The following is a 16,854-nucleotide window of genomic DNA, read 5'->3' on the forward strand; positions in this document are numbered from 1 at the left end:
GCGGTTCCGTGTTGGGAGTTGTCAGGCGGTTGTTGTTGAGGATGTGGCATGAAGCAGCGAGCGACCGATGAAGTCCTGGTCGCTGGTGACACCTGGCAGGGTGAAGAAGTAGCCGCCGCCGACGGGTTTCAGGTATTCCTCCAGCGGCTCGCCGTTCAGACGGGTTTGCACGGTGATAAAGCCTTTTTCCAGATCGGCCTGGTAGCAGATGAACAACAAGCCCATGTCGAGCTGGCCGTTTTTGTTCACGCCATTGGAGTAGTTGAACGGCCGGCGCAGGATCAGATTGGCTTGGGTGGCGGCGGTGCGCGGGTTGGCCAGCCGGATGTGCGCGTCGAGTCTGGTCAGCTTGCCTTGCGGGTCCTTGGCGTAGTCCGGGACTTCGGTTTCATGGGCGCCACCCATGGGCGCACCGGTGCTTTTGACCCGTCCGAGGATGCTTTCCTGTTCTTGCAACGGCGTACGGTCCCAGCGCTCAACGAAATTGCGGATGATCCGCACCGCTTGATAGCTGCCATGGGTTGCCCAGCCTGGTTCATCGCTGCCGGGCCGGACCCAGACGGTGCGGTCCATGACGTTGGCATCGTTGGAGTCAGGGTTGGCCGAGCCGTCGCGAAAACCCAGGAAATTGCGCGCGCTCTGCGCCGGAACACCCGGTTTCGCCGGAGCTTGCGGCGGCACGCTGCCTTCCTGTTTCCAGCGCACCAGGAGCAAGTCCGGCAGGTTTTTAACGATGTCGCGCAGGGCGTGGATGTTGGTGTCGGTAGTGTTGGAGCAGAACTGCAGGCTCAGGTCGCCGTGGCAGCAGTCAGCCTCCAGTGCATCGTTGGGGAAACCGACCATGCGCGCCAGTCGCTTGGGTTTGACGCTGGCCAGACCGAAACGCTCGTCGAACAACGACTCGCCCACCGACACAGTGATGGTCAGGTTGTCCGGTGTGACCACCGGGCCAAGAATCCCGGAATCCACTGGCGGCAGTTTCGGATCGACCTGGGTTACCGGGCCGCCCTTCATCAAGAACGCGATGCGCTCGTTGAGGGTGCGAAACAGCCGTTCGAGGTCGGCTCGGTCAGTGGCCAGCACATCAAACGACACCAGCATGCCGGATGCCGGACGTGGGGTGACGATGCCAGCCTGGTGTTTGCCGTGGAATTCGTGGCGGTCTTCAGTCTTGTCGCTGCTCGGCGCTTCAGTGACCTGCGCGGGGCTGGCGGCCATGACCGGACAGCTCAACGCCACGCCGGCCGCGCCCATGCCCATCAATATCCGTCGACGCTGGAGGTTGAATTGCTCTGAGTCATTCATGGGTTCAAGTCTTCTGCTTACAGGCCGGAGAGGCCAAGCGCGGGATCGATGGCATCGAGGGCGTCGGCCAGTGCCTGAGCCTTTTCGGCGATTTTTTTGCGCTGTTCGGCGCTGACGCTGTCGTAGCGGGCGTAACCATCGTTGACCTTGAGGCCGTTAAGTTCGGTGTCGAAGGCGACGATGGCGCTGTCGAGCGTGGGCAGTAAATCGGCGGCGGATATGCTCAGCATCGGGCGCAGCAAGTCGACAACTTTGCGGGCGACGTCGAGGTTGGCGGCAAAACCGTTCAGGTCGGTGTGGCTGTAGCGTTCTTCTTCACCGCTGCTGGCACGTACATCAGCGAGGGTATTGAGGTTGCGCACCACAATGCTCACCAGTTGCTCCGGCGGCAGCGGTTCGGCCAGCAGTTGCTGCTTGAGCGTGGTGACGTCAGCGGTCAGACGTTGGGCAACCGGGGCCAAACCATCGAGGCTACGTTGCTGGAACAGCGCATATTCCAGGCGATGGAAGCCGACGAAGGCCGGGTCCTGCTCGCGTTTTTGGAAATAGTCGGCGCGGGCATTGATCGCGTTATCCAGCTCGGCCAAGCGCTGGGCGGCCGGGGCGATGCGTTGATACGCAGCGCGGGCCGGCGCATACAAGGATTGCGCCTGGCTTAGGTCGCCGACCTCGATGGCTTGCTCAAGCGCGGTAACGGCTTTGATCAACGCCGTGCCTTGCGTGCTCAGGTACACGCGAAACTCTGACAACGGACCAACGAACGCGACCATCGACGGTTTGGCTTTTGCGGCGGCCTCGGACGCCTCGGTCGGGGTCACGTGCAAGGTGCCGCGCGGGTTGCTGAGCAAACCGCAAGTGATGGTGTAGTCGCCGGGCAACAGGTTGGCGTTGATCACCTGGCTCAGGCCCGGCGCGATGTTTTCGCGCTCTTCGAGCACCAGCACACCGTCGAGGATTTCCCATTCAACGGCCCGGTCGGAACGATTGACGATGCGAAAACGGGTGCGGCCGGCCGGGACCGTCAGCGCATTGGGCTCGCAGCTGTGCGGGTGAATGTTGACCACCACGTCGTCATGGTTGGCCTGGCGCTTGGCGGCGGCCATTTTCGAGGCGTAATAGAACAGGCCACCGGCGGCGATCATCACGATCACCGAACCGGCCACTGCCCAACGCAAGGCCCGGGACGGGCCGGCTGTGGGAATAGGCTTTGACATGAAGGCCCTTACTGACTGGAAACGGAAGAAGGCTGTTTGGCGGGCGTGGGGGCCGGGACGAAAAACATCACCAACGCCACTACCAGATAAATCAGGTAGGCACCGAGGGTGCTGACCGTTGGGGCGTCCTGATAGCCGAACATGCCCGCCAGCACCGAGCCCAACGGGCCGTCCATCGGCAGCGTTGCGCTGAAGTCGAACAGCACGGTTTGCAGGTGATTCCATAGCCCGGCTTCATGCAGCGCCTGCACCGAATTGGAGAGAATGCCGGCGGCCACGAACAGGATGAACAACCCGGTCCAGCGGAAAAATGCACCAAGGTTCAGGCGCATGCTGCCGCTGTAGATGAGGAAACCGACGGCGATGGCCAGGATCAGGCCGAGCAGGGCGCCAATGGGCGCGGCCGGGCCCTCGCTCTGTTGGAACACCGCCAGCAGGAAGAACACCGTCTCCAGGCCTTCCCGGGCCACGGCGAAAAACACCATGGCGATCAGGGCGATGACCTGGTGTCTGGAGCCGGCCAGCGCGTGATCGAGGGACGCCTGCAGCGAATGTTTGATCGAGCGCGCCACTTTGCGCATCCAGAACACCATCGAACTGAGAATGCCGACGGCCAGCAGACCGATCACGCCTTCAAACAGCTCTTGTTGTTTCTGCGGGAATTCGGCGCTGACCAGCTCCAGACCACCCCCCACCAGCAGGGCCAACGCCGCAGCGAGGAACACACCGATCCACACCGCGGGCATCCACTGACCCCGGCCGGTTTGCTTGAGGTAGCTGGCGATGATGCCAACGATCAACGCGGCTTCGATGCCTTCGCGCAGCATGATCAGGAAAGGGACGAGCATTCAGCACCGGGACACAATTAGTTAGGGTGCTAATTTGTAACATAATGACATTCATTCCCATATGCCAATAATTGACATTTACCTGAACCTAAGCTGAACAGCCCTGAACATCACTGTGGGAGCGGGCTTGCCCGCGATGACGCCGTCACCTTCGATACATATGTCGGCATATCCACCGCTTTCGCGGGCAAGCCCGCTCCCACAGGATCTCCTTTGCTCAAGCGTGCTGCGGTAAGATGCCCGCACTCAAAAAACAACAGGGCTCACCGCGCTCAATGTCGGAAAAAGACACCATCTCCATTCAACTGGTGCGCGAAGCGCTGTTGCAAAGCTGCGCCCCGGGCCAGGCCACCGATGAGGTGTTGAACAAGGTCGGCATCGATCCGGCATGGTTGCAAACCCCTGACGCGCGAGTTCCGGCGACGGCCTATGCGCGACTCTGGCGCCTGCTGGCGCGACGCGGTGACGATGAGTTTTTTGGCATGGACCCGCGCAAGCTCAAATCCGGCAGTCTTGAGTTTCTGTGTCGTTGCTCGATGGTCCAGCCGAGCCTGGCCGCTGGGCTGACCTCGGGCCTGGGTTTTCTGTCGCTGATGCTTGAAAACATGCCCGCGCAGCTGGTTCGCCAGCAAAGCCTGGCCGAAATCGTGCTGGCGGAAGACGATCAGGATCCGCGTCGTGCCTTCACTTATTTCACCTACTGGATGATCGTTCACGGCGTTGCCTGTTGGCTCGCGGGGCGGCGGATTCCAATCCTGGCCATCGAATTGCGCTGCCCGGCGCCGGATTTTTGCGGCGACTATCAGGTGATGTTCTCCGAAAACCTGCGCTTCGACCGGCCGCGCACGCGGATGATTTTCTCGGCTGAGTGCCTGGACTTGCCGATCAAGCGCAGCCCGGAAGAACTCAAGCGTTTCCTGGCGCACGCGCCGGCCAATATTCTGGTCAAGTACCGTGATCCTGAGAGCCTGGCGAGCCGCATCAAACAGAATTTGCGGCACTTGCCCGCAGAACATTGGCCGGAAACCGAACCGTTGGCGCAGCAACTGCACATGTCCGCCTCGACCTTGCGCCGACGTCTGGCGGAAGAAGGGCAGACCTACCAAGGGCTCAAGGACAGCGTGCGCAAGGAACTGGCGATCGTTTGGCTGGCAGAGCCGAACATCAGCTTCGCCGAGATTGCGGCCCGGCTGGGGTTTGCCGATACGAGTTCGTTCTACAAGGCGTTTCGCAAGTGGTCGGGGTCCAATCCGGGGCATTACCGGAGTTTGATCCTTAACGAGGCGCACTGATCCGGTCCCCATATTGGATCGACTGACGCCATCGCGGGCAAGCCACGCTCCCACAGGGGAGTGCATTGCAAATGTGGGAGCGTGGCTTGCCCGCGAAAGCGTGCGCCCAGGCGGCACACCTCTTGAGTTTTGGCCAAACCAGTCACGCAATCTGAAGGCTTTGACCATTGCCCCGTTCTACGCACGGAGCGAGTATTTCTCTGGTTTATACGGTTCCCCCAACCTAATAAAAATACCGAGGGATTCTGGCAATGCGCGATTACTTGTTTGCCACATCACAGTTCAATTATCAGCACACCGTCGATGCCGCACTCAGTGGTTCCTTGCAAGCGCTCAACGCCTGCGTCGAGTGTTGCGACCGGCACGCCTTGCCGGGGCGCATTGCGCTGTTCTGGGAAGGGCGCGATGGCGCCAGCGCTTCGTACACCTTCACTGACTTGCAGGACAAAGCGGCACGGTTTGCCAATTTCCTGCTGGCCCAAGGGGTGAAAAAGGGCGACAAGGTCGCCGGCCTCCTGCCACGTAATATCGAACTATTGATCACCGTCTTCGCCACCTGGCGCATCGGCGCGGTGTATCAGCCACTGTTTACCGCTTTCGGCCCCAAAGCCATTGAACACCGTCTCGGCAGCTCGGGTGCCAAAGTGGTGGTGACCGACGCGGTCAATCGCTCGAAACTCGCGGAAGTCGCCGACTGCCCGACCATCGTCACGGTCGGTGGCCCTAAAGGCACGGGCATCGTGCAGGGCGATTTCAGTTTCTGGGCCGAACTGGCCAATTTTTCCGCAGACTGCGAACCGGTGCTGCTGACCGGCGAAGACCCGTTCCTGCTGATGTTCACCTCGGGCACCACCGGTCCCTCGAAAGCGCTGTCGGTGCCGCTCAAGGCCATCGTCGCGTTCCAGAGCTACACCCGCGACGCCGTGGATTTGCGCCCTGAAGACGCGTTCTGGAACGTCGCCGACCCGGGTTGGGCCTATGGCATCTATTTCGGGGTCACCGGGCCGATGGCGATGGGGCATCCGATCACCTTCTACGATGGCCCGTTTACCCTCGAAAGCACCTGCCGGGTGATCAACAAGTACGGCATCACCAACCTCACCGGATCACCGACCGCGTACCGTCTGCTGATCGCGGGCGGCGACGAGTTTGCCAAGTCGATCAAGGGCAAGCTGCGCATCGTCAGCAGCGCCGGAGAGCCGCTGAACCCGGAAGTCATCCGTTGGTTCGCCGATAACCTTGGCGTGGTGATTCACGACCATTACGGCCAGACCGAACTGGGTATGGTCCTGTGCAACCACCACGCACTGGAACATCCCGTGCACGTCGGCGCCGCCGGTTTTGCTTCACCCGGCCACCGCATCGTGGTGCTGGACGAAGCGTACAAAGAGCTGGGTGTGGGTCAGCCGGGCATTTTGGCCATCGACCGCAGCCAGTCGCCGATGTGCTGGTTCAACGGTTACGAAGGCGCGCCGACCAAAGCGTTCGTCGGCGACTATTACCTGAGCGGCGATACCGTGGAATGGAACCCTGACGGCAGCATCAGTTTCGTCGGTCGCAGCGATGACGTGATCACCACGTCCGGCTACCGCGTCGGCCCGTTCGACGTGGAAAGCGCGTTGATCGAACACCCGGCTGTGGTCGAGGCCGCCGTGGTCGGCAAACCCGATCCGGAGCGTACCGAGCTGGTCAAAGCCTTCGTGGTGATTTGCTCGCAATACCGCGCCACGCCGGAGCTGGCCGAAGAACTGCGCCAACACGTGCGCAAGCGTCTGGCGGCGCATTCTTACCCCCGTGAAATCGAATTTGTCAGCGAGTTGCCGAAAACCCCAAGCGGCAAATTGCAGCGCTTTATCTTGCGCAACCAGGAAATCGCCAAGGCTCAAGAGGCCGCCGCGAAGAACGTTTCAGCTTGAATCCAAGGAAACAATGATGCAGATCGAAAACAAGGTTTTTCTCGTCACCGGCGGTGCTTCCGGCCTGGGTGCGGCAACAGCTGAAATGCTGGTCGCGGCTGGCGCCAAAGTGATGCTGGTGGACATGAATGCCGAGGCTGTAGCGGCTCAGGCTCAACGTCTTGGTGCGCAAAGTGTGGTGGCCGACATCAGCAACGAAGCCGCCGCCGAAGCCGCAGTGCAGGCGACGGTCAAAGCCTTTGGCGGTCTCAACGGCCTGGTCAATTGCGCTGGCATCGTGCGCGGCGAGAAGATCCTTGGCAAGAACGGCCCGCATGGGCTCGCCAGTTTCAGCCAAGTGATCAACGTCAACCTGATCGGCAGCTTCAACATGCTGCGCCTGGCATCTGCCGCTATCGCCGAAACCGAGGCGGATGCCGATGGCGAGCGCGGTGTGATCATCAATACCGCGTCGGCAGCGGCGTATGACGGCCAGATTGGCCAGGCCGCTTATGCCGCGTCCAAGGGCGCCATTGTCAGCCTGACTCTGCCAGCCGCCCGTGAACTGGCGCGCTTTGGTATCCGCGTGATGACCATCGCCCCAGGCATTTTCGAAACACCGATGATGGCCGGCATGACCCAGGAAGTCCGCGATTCGCTGGCCGCTGGCGTGCCATTCCCGCCGCGTCTGGGCAAGCCTGGCGAGTACGCCGCGCTGGTCCGGCATATCATTGAAAACAGCATGCTCAACGGCGAGGTGATCCGTCTCGACGGCGCCTTGCGCATGGCCGCCAAGTAAGGAGATTTGTCATGACTATTGCCAACGATCCCATCGTTATCGTCAGCGCCGTCCGCACCCCGATGGGCGGTTTTCAGGGCGAACTGAAAAGCCTGAGCGCACCGCAACTCGGCGCTGTCGCGATCCGCGCGGCGGTCGAGCGCGCCGGCATCAACGCCGAATCGGTAGAAGAAGTGCTGTTCGGCTGCGTTCTGTCCGCAGGCCTCGGTCAGGCGCCAGCGCGTCAAGCCGCGCTGGGCGCCGGGCTGGATAAATCGACCCGTTGCACCACGCTGAACAAAATGTGCGGTTCGGGCATGGAAGCGGCGATTCTGGCCCACGACATGTTGGTGGCCGGTAGCGCCGACGTGGTGGTGGCGGGCGGCATGGAAAGCATGTCCAACGCGCCGTACCTGCTGGACCGCGCACGTAGCGGTTACCGCATGGGCCACGGTCGGGTGCTTGATCACATGTTCCTCGACGGCCTGGAAGATGCCTACGACAAGGGCCGCTTGATGGGCACCTTCGCCGAGGATTGCGCCGAAACCAACGGCTTCACCCGCGAGGCGCAGGACGCGTTTGCGGTCGCGTCGACCACCCGTGCGCAACAGGCAATCAAGGACGGCAGCTTCAACGCCGAGATCGTCCCGGTGTCGGTGATGGTCGGTAAAGAACAGGTGCTGATCAGCAACGATGAGCAGCCACCGAAAGCCAAGCTGGACAAAATCGCATCATTGAAACCGGCGTTCCGCGATGGCGGTACGGTGACGGCAGCGAACTCCAGTTCCATTTCCGACGGCGCGGCGGCATTGGTGCTGATGCGCCGTTCCGATGCCGAGAAACAAGGGCTGAAACCGCTGGCAGTGATTCACGGCCATGCCGCGTTTGCCGATACGCCGGGCCTGTTCCCGGTGGCGCCGGTGGGCGCGATCAAAAAACTGATGAAGAAAACCGGCTGGTCGCTGGATGAAGTTGAGCTGTTCGAAGTCAACGAAGCCTTCGCCGTGGTCAGTCTGGTGACGATGGCCAAACTGGAAATCCCGCACGAGAAGGTCAACGTTCACGGCGGCGCGTGCGCCTTGGGCCACCCGATCGGCGCATCCGGCGCACGGATCCTGGTGACCTTGCTCTCGGCCCTGCGCCAGAAAGGTCTGAAGCGTGGCGTTGCTGCGATCTGCATCGGCGGCGGTGAAGCCACGGCCATGGCTGTTGAGTGCCTGTTGTAGGAGCACGGCTTGCCGGCGATGGGGACTTTGAGGCCGCCATCGCGAGCAAGCTCAGCTCCTACGGGGCAGGTGGCATAGAAGTAACGTAGGAGCGCGGCTTGCCGGCGATGGGGGCCTTGAAATCGCCATCGCGAGCAAGCTCTGCTCCTACAGGGCTTATATTAAGGATTTGCCATGATTCCCAATGACGACCAACAACAAATTCGCGACATGGCCCGGCAATTCGCCGAGGAACGGCTGAAACCGTTCGCCGCCGAGTGGGACCGCGAACACCGCTTCCCCAAGGAGGCCATCGCTGAGATGGCCGACCTGGGCTTCTTTGGCATGCTGGTGCCTGAGCAGTGGGGCGGTTGCGACACCGGTTACCTGGCCTACGCCATGGCCCTGGAAGAAATCGCGGCCGGCGACGGCGCCTGCTCGACCATCATGAGCGTGCACAACTCGGTCGGTTGCGTGCCGATCCTGCACTACGGCAACGACGACCAGAAAGAGCGCTTCCTCAAGCCCCTGGCCAGCGGAGCGATGCTGGGTGCCTTTGCCCTGACCGAACCGCAGGCCGGTTCCGACGCCAGCGGCCTGAAAACCCGTGCGCGCCTGGAAGGCGATCACTACGTGCTCAACGGCTGCAAACAGTTCATCACCTCCGGGCAGAACGCCGGGGTGGTGATTGTGTTTGCCGTGACTGATCCAAGTGCCGGCAAGCGCGGTATTACCGCATTGATCGTGCCGACCGATTCGCCAGGCTATAAAGTCGCCCGGGTCGAAGACAAACTCGGCCAGCACGCGTCCGACACGTGCCAGATTCTGTTTGAAGACGTCAAAGTGCCGGTGGCCAACCGCTTGGGTGAGGAGGGTGAAGGTTACCGAATCGCCCTGGCCAACCTTGAAGGCGGCCGTGTCGGCATCGCCTCGCAATCGGTGGGCATGGCCCGTGCAGCGTTCGAAGCGGCCCGCGACTACGCCCGTGAGCGCGAGAGTTTCGGCAAACCGATCATCGAACATCAGGCTGTCGCGTTCCGCCTTGCCGACATGGCCACGCAAATTGCCGTGGCCCGGCAGATGGTGCATTACGCAGCGGCTTTGAGGGACAGCGGCAAACCGGCACTGGTCGAAGCCTCCATGGCCAAACTGTTTGCCTCGGAAATGGCTGAAAAAGTCTGCTCTTCGGCGTTGCAAACCCTCGGCGGTTACGGTTACTTGAATGACTTCCCGCTGGAGCGGATCTACCGCGACGTGCGGGTGTGCCAGATCTACGAAGGCACCAGCGATATTCAGCGCATGGTTATTTCGCGCAATCTTTGAGAAGGAGTCCCCTGTGAGCTACGAAACGATTTTGCTGGAAACCCACGGTCGCGTTGGCCTGATTACCCTGAACCGTCCGCAAGCGCTGAACGCGTTGAATGCGCAGATCGTCAGTGAACTGAACCACGCTCTCGATGGCCTGGAAGCCGATTCGAACATCGGCTGCATCGTGCTGACCGGCTCGAAAAAAGCCTTCGCCGCCGGTGCCGACATCAAGGAAATGGCCGAGCTGACCTACCCGCAGATTTACATCGACGACCTGTTCAGCGACAGCGACCGCGTGGCCAACCGCCGCAAGCCGATCATCGCGGCGGTCAATGGTTTTGCCTTGGGTGGTGGCTGTGAATTGGCGCTGATGTGCGACTTCATCCTGGCCGGCGACAACGCCAAATTTGGTCAGCCGGAAATCAACCTCGGCGTGCTGCCAGGCATGGGCGGCACTCAACGCCTGACTCGCGCAGTGGGCAAGGCCAAGGCCATGGAAATGTGCCTGAGCGGGCGTTTGATCGATGCCGTGGAAGCGGAGCGTTGCGGGATCGTCGCACGGATCGTTCCGGCGGATGAACTGTTGGAAGAAGCCCTGAAAGTCGCGGCGCTGATCGCGAAGAAGTCGCTGCCGATTGCAATGATGGTCAAGGAAAGCGTGAACCGCGCGTTTGAAGTGAGCCTGTCCGAAGGCGTGCGCTTTGAGCGTCGCGTGTTCCATGCAGCGTTTGCGACGCAGGATCAGAAAGAAGGGATGGCGGCGTTTATTGCCAAGCGTGAGGCGCAGTTCGTCGGTAAGTAATGCGGCGTTTTCGCTGACGCCATCGCGGGCAAGCCCGGCTCCCACAGGTTTGATCGTTCCCACGCAGAGCGTGGGAACGATCATCTTCACACTAGATAGTTTTTGAGCTCGCGGGCGATCACCATCCGCTGAATCTCGCTCGACCCTTCGTAGATCTGCGTAATTCGCGCATCCCGGTAGTACTTCTCCACCGGATAGTCTTCCAGGTAGCCATAACCGCCATGAATCTGAATGGCGGACGAGCAGACCTTTTCCGCTATTTCCGACGCAAACAGCTTGGCTTGTGACGCCTCCGACAGGCAGGGTTTGCCGGCCGTGCGCAGGCGTGCGGCGTGCAGGATCATCAACCGGGCGGCGTTCAATTGCATGTGCATGTCGGCGAGCATGTTGGCGATGCTCTGGTGTTCATTGATCGTTTTGCCGAACTGCACCCGATCCCGCGAATACGCCAGCGCCGCTTCAAACGCCGCACGAGCAATGCCCAACGCTTGCGCGGCAATTCCGATGCGGCCGCCTTCGAGGTTGGACAGGGCAATGGCCAGGCCTTTGCCGCGTTCGCCCAGCAGGTTCGCTTCGGGGATGGTGCAGTTATTCAGGGTGACCGCGCAGGTGTCCGAGGCACGAATGCCCATCTTGTGTTCGGTGCGATCGACGATGAAACCGGCGGTGTCGGTCGGCACCAGAAAGGCCGAAATGCCGCGTTTGCCCAGGTCCGGGTCAGTTACGGCAAACACAATCGCCAGTTTCGCCCGCTTGCCGTTGCTGACAAATTGCTTGGCGCCGTTGATCACCCACTGACCGTCGCGCAGTTCGGCGCGGGTGCGCAGGTTGTGCGCTTCGGAACCGGCTTGCGGTTCGGTCAGGCAGAAGCAGCCAATGGCCTGGCCGCTGGCCAGATCCGGCAACCACGTCTGTTTCTGTTCTTCAGTGCCGTAATTGAAGACCGGCCCGCAGCCTACCGAGTTGTGGATGCTCATCAGCGCACCGGTCGCGCCGTCGCCAGCGGAAATCTCTTCCACCGCCAAGGCGTAGGCGACGTAGTCGACGTAGGTGCCGCCCCATTCTTCGGGCACCACCATGCCCAGCAGGCCCAGTTCACCCATCTTCGCCACCAGGCCATCGTCAATCCAGCCAGCCTTTTCCCAGGCCTGGGCGTGGGGCGCGATTTCGCCACGGGCAAAGTCCCGGGCCATGTCGCGGATCATGACTTGCTCTTCACTCAATTCGATATCGTGCATGGCTCAGTTCCCGCTCTCATCAAACCCGCTGAAAAAACTCGCGACGTGCTCGGCGTCCAGCGCCTGCAAGGTCGGCGGGTTCCAGCGCGGGCTCTTGTCTTTGTCGATCAGCAACGCGCGCACGCCTTCGATCAGGTCGCCGCGCTCGAACCATTGACGGTCCAGGTGCAGCTCAAGGGCGAAGCAGTTTTCCAGACTCAAGTGCCGACCACGGCGCAGCATTTCCAGCGTCACGCCCATGGCCAGCGGCGAACGGCTGTCCAGCAGGTCGGTGGTGGTGAGTGCCCACTCATGGCTGTCGGCAAACGTCACTGTACGCAGTTGCTCAACAATACTCGGCACATCGGGCAGGGCGAAGAAATGGTCGATGGCCGGACGCAAAGCTTTTAGCGGCGCGTCGGGTAATTGCTGCACGGCGAGTGTGGCCAGCAGGTTTTGGAGGTCTTTGAGTGGCGTGTCGTGCCACTTCAGTTGATCGAGCTTTTCGTCCAGCAACGCCAGTTTGGCGCTGTCCAGATACCAGTCGGCCAGACCGCAATAGAGCGCGTCGGCGGCGCGAATCTGCACACCGCTGACACCGAGGTATATCCCCAGCTCGCCCGGAATGCGTGGCAGGAAGTAGCTGCCGCCGACATCCGGGAAATAACCGATGCCCACTTCCGGCATCGCCAGGCGACTTTTCTCGGTGACCACTCGCAGATCGGCGCCTTGCACCAGACCCATGCCGCCACCGAGGACAAAGCCGTCCATCAAGGCCAGTACGGGTTTGCTGTAATGGTGGATGGCGAGGTCGAGAGCGTATTCCTCGACGAAAAAATCCTGATGCAACGTGTCGCCGCTTTTGAAGCTGTCATACAGCGAGCGAATATCGCCGCCGGCACAGAAAGCCTTTTCACCAGCACCGCGCAAAACCACCGCGTGCACCTGTGAATCCAGCGCCCAGGCGTCGAGCTGACGTTGCAGGTTGCGCACCATGTCCAGGGTCAGGGCGTTGAGGCCGGCGGGGCGATTGAGGGTCAGGTGGCCAATGTGGTTGCGAACCTCGGCCAGCACTTCATTTTGCGTGGGGTCCATGGAGCCAGTCCCCGGAGAAGAAACCTGAGCAGTCATCACTAACTCCCTGCTTTTATTGTTCTTTATAGGATGCTCGCACGCGAGCGATCCCGGATCGTACCAGTGCAAATTTGCCCTGTACAACCCGGAATAATGCAGGTCGTCTTTGCATTAATGCATGGGAGGCATCTAAGGCCGACTGGAAAACACTTCACTGATACTGCGTCGTTTGGCGTGCAACTCGCTGGCATGGATAAGCTGTTCGAGGTCTTCAGGCGTGACGTCGATGAACGCGTCCATGTCCGCCAAGGCCAGTTTCAGATCCTGGGCGGTGATGGCCTGGCTGTCGATGGACGGAGGGCCGGCGGGTAATACGGCTACCGGTTCGGCGGCGCGTTTTGGGTAGCGAATGCGCGTCAGGTTGTTGTAGGCCAGGGCGCAGAACAGCATGGCGCAGGCGCCGAGCATCACCGGGCCGAGGGCTTTCCAGTCCATGGTAATGGTGGCCGGGTCGGCCAACACCAGGAGCAAGGCCAATGCGCCGGCTGGTGGGTGCAGGCAACGCAGCCAGCACATCAACACCAGCGCCATGCCGGCCGCAAGGCAAGCACTGCCCAGCGTGCGACCGAGCACGTGCGCAACCAATAACGAAACGACACCGGCGCTCAAGTAGCCGCCCAGAATCGACCATGGCTGGGCGAGGGCGCCGGAGGAGACGGCGAACAACAACACCGCCGATGCGCCCAGTGGTCCGATCAAATGCAGTGCTACCTCCATGCCGAATACCTGACCGCACAACCAGACGCTGAGCATCGTCCCAAGGGCCATGCCGATGGCGGCGCGGCTCCATTCGGAGGGGCGGGTGTTGATGGCGGCGGGCAACCAGCGAGCGAACATGATGAAATCAATCCGAAGACAAAAACGTGAGCAAAAAAAAAGGCTTGGCTGGGATACCCAGAAAGCCCTTGAAGTTGTTCCCACTATTGGGGGAGGAACGGGACACAGTTTGCCGCGCATTCCCGGCACTGACAAATTCATATTAATGAGCTTTCAGTGCACTAATTTTGCAGTATGGAGCCGCGTCGCCCACTCATGAAACACAGGCCGCCGCCCATCGCGGCCAATGCGCCCAGGGCATAGAACATCGTGGGTGCGGGCGTGTGCATCAGCAGGAAACCGCAGATCACCGGGCTCAACGCGCCGCCGAGCGCTGCGAGGTTCTGCGCGCCGTAATAGCTGCCGCGCAGTTCTTCCGGGGCGAGGGTGTCGACGAAGAGGAATTCGGCGGGGTAAATGATTATTTCGCCGAGGGTGAAGATGAACATCGCCACGCACCACGACACCAGACTGTCAGCCAGGCTGAAGCCAATCAACCCGACAATGAACAGGCCAGTGCCACCGACAATCCAGTAGCGCAATTGCTCGCGCTTGAGGAACCGGCCGATCTGGTATTGCAGCAGGATCACGCTGATGGCATTGCAGGCGAGCAGGGCGGCCATGATTTCCATGGTGTGCTTTGGGTTGCTGGTCGCCAGAAGGTACTGCGACAGATAAAAGGTAAAGCGGCCATGCACTACCGTGCTGAGCAAGCAGCCCCCGGTGAACATGATCAGGGTGCGATCGTTTTTCAGGGTGACCAGCGTCTTGAGGAAACTCTGGGCCTGACCGATGAGGGGAGCCGTGCCCGGGTCTTTCGCAATGCCGGTCATCAAGAACATGCTGAAAAAAGCGATGGCCGCCGCAATCAGGAATGGCGCGCTGGCACAAACGCTGGCGATCAACACACCGAGCATCGGCCCGACCGCGTAACCCATGTTGGTCAACGTATAGCTCAAGGAAAATGCCTTGGCGCGCTGGCCCACGGGCAGGTTGTCGCTGAGGATCGCCTTCGAGCCGATCAGGAATAACGATGATGCAGTTTCGGTGACAATTAATGTGAGGGTGGTCAGGTACAGGTTTTCAGCAAAGGTCAGCAGCACCAGGCCGACAGCGCTGGAGAGCATGGCGAGGATCAGCAATCGACGCTTCTCGAAGCGATCGATGATGTAGCCGCCGTAAAGAGAGAGCAGGGTGGCGACGAACACGGCGATACCCAGCAGCAAACCAACGTCTTGTTGGTTGAGGCCAAGCTTGTCGCTCACAAACAGCGTGAGCAAGGGGCTGGTGATGGCGCGGCTGACAACGATGGTCAGCGAGCAGATCAAAAGACGGCGAACAAGCGGAGAGTAAGCGACCACGGTGATGAATATCCCTATTCGATCAAGCCGGTTTCAGCTCGATCGTCGGCGCTACTTTAGCAGTCTCGCGATTGCGCGACTGCCTGAAATCCTCACTGTAAATGCAGCAGCACAAAATCATTCTTGTCGAATCGACCGCTCAGCACCGGTGGCAACGCACCGAATGCAGTGCCTTGCAGCGATTTATAGACGTTCAGGTCCATCATCAACCACGCAGGTCCCTTGAGGCTTTCCAGTTCCTGAGGCGACTCAGTGAAAACCGGATGCAGGTCCTGTTTGATGTTGACCATGAACTTGATGGCCTTGGCGTCTTTACCCATGCCGTGCATAACCAGCGGCGCCGGATCCTTCTGCACCTGTTCAAACACCTCGCGACTGAACGTCCGGGTGTCGTAGAGCTGTCGCTGGACAGGCTCGAATTGCAGGATATAAAACGACCACAGTGCCAGAACCGCACAAAGCGCCAATGTCTGCGCTCGCCATTGCGGGCGCTTGAGTGCCACCAGGGCAACCACTTGCAGCAAGCCAAGAACGACAAACAGCGAAGGGTGATGCGCAACCTGGTCAGGAAATTTTCGCTGCAAGACAACCAAGCCAATAATCAGAAGGCCAGGCATCAGCAACCAAAGACTCTGGATCAACCCCCGCAACCAATGGAACAAGCGCCCATGAGCAACCTGAAACGGGTACGCCGCCACAATCGCCGCCATGGGCAGCATCGGCAGCAGGTAGCGGGCCTTTTTTGCCTGAGGCACGGAAAGGCCGATCATCACGATCAACCCGGCCGCGACGCAGTACTGCACCAGGCGCAATGCCGGGCCAGCCTCCCTCGGGCGTGACAGCACGACGGCAATCAGCACAAGTACGGCCAAGGGCCACGCCAGGGCATAGTTGCCTACCGAGCTGGTGAAGTAATACAGCGCGTCGTTGGAGCCTTCGGTGCCGTCCATGCGTCCCGTGAACTGCATGCGAATCACTTCCTGCAAAAACGCCGGGCCACCACTGACATCCGCCAGCCATAGCAACACGCCAATGCAGGCCACCAGCAGGACCGATGCCAACAGACCGAAGACAAACAGTCTGCGCCATTGGCGATCGAGCAGGAAATAGCTGCAGAGCACGCCGGTGGGAATCACCAGGCCGATAGGCCCGCGAATCCAGAAACCCAGCGCCAGCAAGGCAAAGATCAGCACCCATCGACGCGGCGCGCCAAAATGATCGGCGGCGTAGCCCAGATAAAACACCGCAAACGCTACCGCTGCGAGCATCAAGTCCAGGGACACGGCCCGGGCTTCGGTAATGAAGGTGAAGGTCAGCAGCATCATGGCGATGCTCAACACCGCCCAACGCGTGGAATAGGGCGCCAGCAGGCGGTACATCAATGTCACGATGACCGCTGCGGCGATAGCGCTCGGGAGCCATGCGCTCAGGCTGTTGACCTGCCCGAAAGGCAAGGAAAGCAGCCAGATAAACACGGTCGACAGCCCCGAGTAATCGGCATAGGGCTGGCCATAGGTCGTCGGAAAAAACGACGGCCCGTTGCGCAGCATCTCCTGGGCGAACAGCACAAAGCGCGAATCGAAACCGATGGCCGCCTGGTGAGACATCCCGGCACAGAACAACAACAGCGCCAACAGCCCGAACGCCAGGGACTGTTGGCGGATGCGTGGGTACATGGC

The 16,854-nt window shown here is 60.6% G+C and carries 14 protein-coding genes; 6 read left to right on the forward strand and 8 right to left on the reverse strand.

From position 1 onward, the window contains the following. Positions 1–21: 21 nt before the first annotated feature. From efeB to efeU, 3 genes are read right to left on the reverse strand one after another with little or no spacing between them, the layout of a single operon-like run. Positions 22–1,305 (reverse strand): iron uptake transporter deferrochelatase/peroxidase subunit, encoded by a 1,284-nt coding sequence (efeB, locus tag C7534_RS02060; protein WP_109784794.1) that lies wholly within the window; start codon positions 1,303–1,305, stop codon positions 22–24. Between the two features lie 17 nt (positions 1,306–1,322). Next, a complete protein-coding gene (efeO, locus tag C7534_RS02065) occupies positions 1,323–2,519 on the reverse strand; it encodes an iron uptake system protein EfeO (RefSeq protein ID WP_109784795.1) in 1,197 nt (398 codons plus the stop codon). A gap of 8 nt (positions 2,520–2,527) precedes the next feature. Continuing rightward, the gene (gene efeU, locus C7534_RS02070; RefSeq protein ID WP_077430197.1) at positions 2,528–3,367 is read right to left on the reverse strand and encodes an iron uptake transporter permease EfeU; all 840 of its coding nucleotides are present in this window, start codon (positions 3,365–3,367) and stop codon (positions 2,528–2,530) included. Between the two features lie 275 nt (positions 3,368–3,642). Here efeU and C7534_RS02075 point away from each other — a divergent pair, with 275 nt between their 5' ends. The 6 genes from C7534_RS02075 to C7534_RS02100 all read left to right on the forward strand — a co-directional run bounded on the left by C7534_RS02075 (position 3,643) and on the right by C7534_RS02100 (position 10,647). Further along, positions 3,643–4,659 (forward strand): AraC family transcriptional regulator, encoded by a 1,017-nt coding sequence (locus tag C7534_RS02075; RefSeq protein WP_109784967.1) that lies wholly within the window; start codon positions 3,643–3,645, stop codon positions 4,657–4,659. A gap of 251 nt (positions 4,660–4,910) precedes the next feature. Beyond that, complete coding sequence (locus C7534_RS02080) at positions 4,911–6,575, forward strand: AMP-binding protein (protein WP_109784796.1); 1,665 nt, start codon at positions 4,911–4,913, stop codon at positions 6,573–6,575. A 16-nt stretch (positions 6,576–6,591) separates the two neighbouring features. Further along, positions 6,592–7,353: an SDR family NAD(P)-dependent oxidoreductase gene (locus C7534_RS02085; RefSeq protein ID WP_109784797.1), complete on the forward strand. Its 762-nt coding sequence runs from the start codon at positions 6,592–6,594 to the stop codon at positions 7,351–7,353. A gap of 11 nt (positions 7,354–7,364) precedes the next feature. After that, positions 7,365–8,558, forward strand: a complete 1,194-nt coding sequence (locus C7534_RS02090) for an acetyl-CoA C-acyltransferase (RefSeq protein ID WP_109784798.1) — start codon at positions 7,365–7,367, stop codon at positions 8,556–8,558. A 174-nt stretch (positions 8,559–8,732) separates the two neighbouring features. Continuing rightward, on the forward strand, positions 8,733–9,860 hold the full coding sequence (locus tag C7534_RS02095; RefSeq protein ID WP_046027328.1) for an acyl-CoA dehydrogenase: 1,128 nt from the start codon (positions 8,733–8,735) through the stop codon (positions 9,858–9,860). 13 nt (positions 9,861–9,873) lie between these two features. Beyond that, entirely contained in the window at positions 9,874–10,647 is a 774-nt protein-coding gene (locus C7534_RS02100; RefSeq protein WP_077430195.1) for an enoyl-CoA hydratase, read from the forward strand. 86 nt (positions 10,648–10,733) lie between these two features. Here C7534_RS02100 and C7534_RS02105 read toward each other — a convergent pair whose 3' ends face one another. The 5 genes from C7534_RS02105 to C7534_RS02125 form a co-directional block, all read right to left on the reverse strand. Beyond that, on the reverse strand, positions 10,734–11,885 hold the full coding sequence (locus tag C7534_RS02105; protein ID WP_077430194.1) for an acyl-CoA dehydrogenase family protein: 1,152 nt from the start codon (positions 11,883–11,885) through the stop codon (positions 10,734–10,736). A gap of 3 nt (positions 11,886–11,888) precedes the next feature. After that, positions 11,889–12,995, reverse strand: a complete 1,107-nt coding sequence (locus C7534_RS02110) for an enoyl-CoA hydratase/isomerase family protein (RefSeq protein ID WP_109784799.1) — start codon at positions 12,993–12,995, stop codon at positions 11,889–11,891. Positions 12,996–13,127: 132 nt separating this feature from the next. Then, a complete protein-coding gene (locus C7534_RS02115; RefSeq protein WP_109784800.1) occupies positions 13,128–13,835 on the reverse strand; it encodes an HPP family protein in 708 nt (235 codons plus the stop codon). A gap of 161 nt (positions 13,836–13,996) precedes the next feature. Next, complete coding sequence (locus C7534_RS02120) at positions 13,997–15,175, reverse strand: MFS transporter (RefSeq protein ID WP_109784801.1); 1,179 nt, start codon at positions 15,173–15,175, stop codon at positions 13,997–13,999. Positions 15,176–15,267: 92 nt separating this feature from the next. Then, positions 15,268–16,851, reverse strand: coding sequence for an ArnT family glycosyltransferase (locus C7534_RS02125; RefSeq protein WP_109784802.1), 1,584 nt, complete (start codon positions 16,849–16,851; stop codon positions 15,268–15,270). Positions 16,852–16,854: the final 3 nt, after the last annotated feature.

This window comes from Pseudomonas sp. OV226 (genome assembly GCF_003148705.1).
GTDB lineage: Bacteria > Pseudomonadota > Gammaproteobacteria > Pseudomonadales > Pseudomonadaceae > Aquipseudomonas.

Coding starts and splice junctions, on each gene's coding strand:
- C7534_RS02075 (WP_109784967.1), top strand. CDS start 3,643: ATGTCGGAAAAAGACACCATCTCCATTCAACTGGTGCGCGAAGCGCTG.
- C7534_RS02085 (WP_109784797.1), top strand. CDS start 6,592: ATGCAGATCGAAAACAAGGTTTTTCTCGTCACCGGCGGTGCTTCCGGC.
- C7534_RS02125 (WP_109784802.1), bottom strand. CDS start 16,851: ATGTACCCACGCATCCGCCAACAGTCCCTGGCGTTCGGGCTGTTGGCG.
- efeO (WP_109784795.1), bottom strand. CDS start 2,519: ATGTCAAAGCCTATTCCCACAGCCGGCCCGTCCCGGGCCTTGCGTTGG.
- efeU (WP_077430197.1), bottom strand. CDS start 3,367: ATGCTCGTCCCTTTCCTGATCATGCTGCGCGAAGGCATCGAAGCCGCG.
- C7534_RS02080 (WP_109784796.1), top strand. CDS start 4,911: ATGCGCGATTACTTGTTTGCCACATCACAGTTCAATTATCAGCACACC.
- C7534_RS02110 (WP_109784799.1), bottom strand. CDS start 12,995: ATGACTGCTCAGGTTTCTTCTCCGGGGACTGGCTCCATGGACCCCACG.
- C7534_RS02095 (WP_046027328.1), top strand. CDS start 8,733: ATGATTCCCAATGACGACCAACAACAAATTCGCGACATGGCCCGGCAA.
- C7534_RS02105 (WP_077430194.1), bottom strand. CDS start 11,885: ATGCACGATATCGAATTGAGTGAAGAGCAAGTCATGATCCGCGACATG.
- C7534_RS02090 (WP_109784798.1), top strand. CDS start 7,365: ATGACTATTGCCAACGATCCCATCGTTATCGTCAGCGCCGTCCGCACC.
- efeB (WP_109784794.1), bottom strand. CDS start 1,305: ATGAATGACTCAGAGCAATTCAACCTCCAGCGTCGACGGATATTGATG.
- C7534_RS02115 (WP_109784800.1), bottom strand. CDS start 13,835: ATGTTCGCTCGCTGGTTGCCCGCCGCCATCAACACCCGCCCCTCCGAA.